5 protein-coding genes are annotated in these 2,257 nt (G+C 42.1%); all 5 read left to right on the top strand.

Annotated elements, in window-relative coordinates:
• The first annotated feature begins 153 nt into the window (after window positions 1–153).
• The 5 genes from B0181_RS04650 to B0181_RS04630 all read left to right on the top strand — a co-directional run bounded on the left by B0181_RS04650 (window position 154) and on the right by B0181_RS04630 (window position 2,073).
• Window positions 154–543: a hypothetical protein gene (locus tag B0181_RS04650; RefSeq protein WP_078276325.1), complete on the top strand. Its 390-nt coding sequence runs from the start codon at window positions 154–156 to the stop codon at window positions 541–543.
• Between the two features lie 86 nt (window positions 544–629).
• Window positions 630–818, top strand: coding sequence for a hypothetical protein (locus B0181_RS04645; RefSeq protein ID WP_078276324.1), 189 nt, complete (start codon window positions 630–632; stop codon window positions 816–818).
• Between the two features lie 188 nt (window positions 819–1,006).
• On the top strand, window positions 1,007–1,351 hold the full coding sequence (locus tag B0181_RS04640; RefSeq protein WP_078276323.1) for a hypothetical protein: 345 nt from the start codon (window positions 1,007–1,009) through the stop codon (window positions 1,349–1,351).
• 19 nt (window positions 1,352–1,370) lie between these two features.
• Window positions 1,371–1,691, top strand: a complete 321-nt coding sequence (locus tag B0181_RS04635; protein ID WP_078276322.1) for a hypothetical protein — start codon at window positions 1,371–1,373, stop codon at window positions 1,689–1,691.
• Window positions 1,692–1,704: 13 nt separating this feature from the next.
• Window positions 1,705–2,073: a hypothetical protein gene (locus B0181_RS04630; protein WP_078276321.1), complete on the top strand. Its 369-nt coding sequence runs from the start codon at window positions 1,705–1,707 to the stop codon at window positions 2,071–2,073.
• Window positions 2,074–2,257 lie beyond the last annotated feature (184 nt).

Here is a 2,257-nt window from a genome sequence, read left to right as displayed (position 1 = left end):
TTTTTATTTGTCTTCTTGAAAGCGTTGGTTCATCTACTAGAATGTTAACGATGATTGGCTAACGCCTACGCAAGGGGTTTGGATAGTGTGTTTTCCTATTGATGCTTTCTTTTTGCTACTATAACCACATCAACCAACAACGGAGTACACCCCATGAGCACAACCATCACCCCTAAAACCATCGCAGAGCAAATCAACCAAATCGGCAAGCACGCCATCTTTGATGTACTAAAAGAATTGGGATTTTTTGCCAGCATTGTGCTTGAGCGTTCGGACATCATTATTGAGCTTAGCGAACATTTTGACATTGGCTATTTGGACGATGAACAAGAGCTTGGCGAGCTTTTGACTGGCTATGTAGGCACGCTTGATGACTTTTTAAATGAATGTGAGAGCTATCTAAGTAATAAGCACCTAAAATACGATGGCACAGGCATTGTAGACCCTGACACCTTCTCACTGGTAATCGCTGATTTTATCGCAGACTACGAAAGCGAACACAACACCACCATCAGCGTAAAAGCCCAATCAATCAAGGAATAAGCCATGAAGCCATTTGTAGTAGAAGTTAGCGAAGTGTTGTTGTTTAAAAGCAAATCATCGTTCACGCCAAAGACAACGTAGAAGCGATGGAAATTGCCGAAGCCATGTTCGAAAACGATGAAGCTGAAATGCTGTTAGAAGACTATGCGGATATGTTTGAGCGTTACAGCAACGTAGAACAACAGCTGACAGCGCAAGAACTACAAGAACTAACGGACGGTGTACGCATGGAAGTCTTTGATGTGCAAGAATGCAAAGCAGCCATCAATGATTAAGCAAAGTTTTTCACCACAGACCGCCTAAATGGGCGGTTTTCTTTCGTGATTACAAAGAATGCAAAGTGTTATTGCTAAGCATTTGCAACGAATAGACGCTAACGCGCTAAGGGGTTTGGATAAAGGTTTTGCCTTTCCTTTTGTCTGGGTTGTTATTATGTACTCATCAACCACTAAGGAGTAGAGCCATGACCATTCTATCTGTCAAACTAAAAAACCTTGTACAAAAGGCTAATTGCACAATCGCAACCCAAGGCAACACCGCCCCACTTGCGCTGGAATTTCATTTGAAAAACATCATTCGCAATGGCGTAAAATACGGTTGTAGTGGCTTTATCAAAGATGCCAACACTGGTAAAATCGTCTATGTGAATACTGAAGGCACAACTTTGCGTAACGGCCAAGGCGACAGCTACTTATACCGTTTAGCACGCCACCTAAAAGACTACTCTGGCGGTAGCAATCGCTGGGCGCAGGCGGATAATTTGCCATCATCAATCGTATCGCTGCTTCTAAATAAGCCATGCTTCTAACCAAACAAGGATTTTAATCATGAAAGAACTTAACCTTTTATTGTCAATCGGTGCTTGTACAATCAAGCACCCTGAATTTGATGAACGCACCTTTTTTGAGCAGGCATCTGTTACGTTTGCCTTAGAGTGCGGTTTTGAGCGTGAATACACGTTTGCCTATGTTTTTAAAACCAAAGACAACGGCTTTAAAGACGTATGCTGGGAAATCCCTGTTGAGCAAGCAGCACTGGATAAGTTTACCAGTGATTTGCTTAAAAAGGGCTTGGTTTTAACCAGAGCAGACCGTGAAGTCATTGAGAGTGCATTGCTGCCCTTTGTCTTGCAGTTTTGCCCGTTTTAGCAAGGAGCGCGCCATGCAATTAACAAGACCATCATTCCAAGAACTAAAGACGCTCAACGAAAAAGCCAAAAAAGCGGCTTTGTCTGCGGTCAAACGCAACATTGAGCACAAGTTTAGTGAAGCGGTGCTGGCTAGCGTGATGAAATGTGAAACCGATTGCCACATTAGTTCAAACTTTGCAATCGGCTTGAGCGAAGCTGACGTCATGCAGGTGGTGAAAGACTTCAAAAGGTCTTTGCCACATCACTACAAGTTTATTGGCCACGCCATCAAATTTACGCCTGTCAATGGTGAATTGCTGCTGAAGTTTGGTATCATTTTGGATAGAGAGCGCTTGAAGCAAAACGCACGGCTAAATCAGATGGCGAAAGTAACTGGGTGATGGTTGTTGGTTAAATAACCAAAAAGAAAAACCCACTGTTTAAGGTGAGCTTTTCGCTTATGTCTGGGTTGTATCTTGGAACGGCAGGCTTAACGACAAAGACGTAAAAAATATTTCCTTGTTTTGTATTTCAAAATGATGTATTATGTATTAACATTGTAATAACAAAAAATTGGATTTTTAT

This window comes from Moraxella caviae (assembly GCF_002014985.1).
Taxonomy (GTDB): Bacteria; Pseudomonadota; Gammaproteobacteria; order Pseudomonadales; family Moraxellaceae; genus Moraxella; species Moraxella caviae.
Note: the sequence above shows the minus strand (reverse complement) of the source record. Positions and strands in the feature narration are given on the sequence as shown.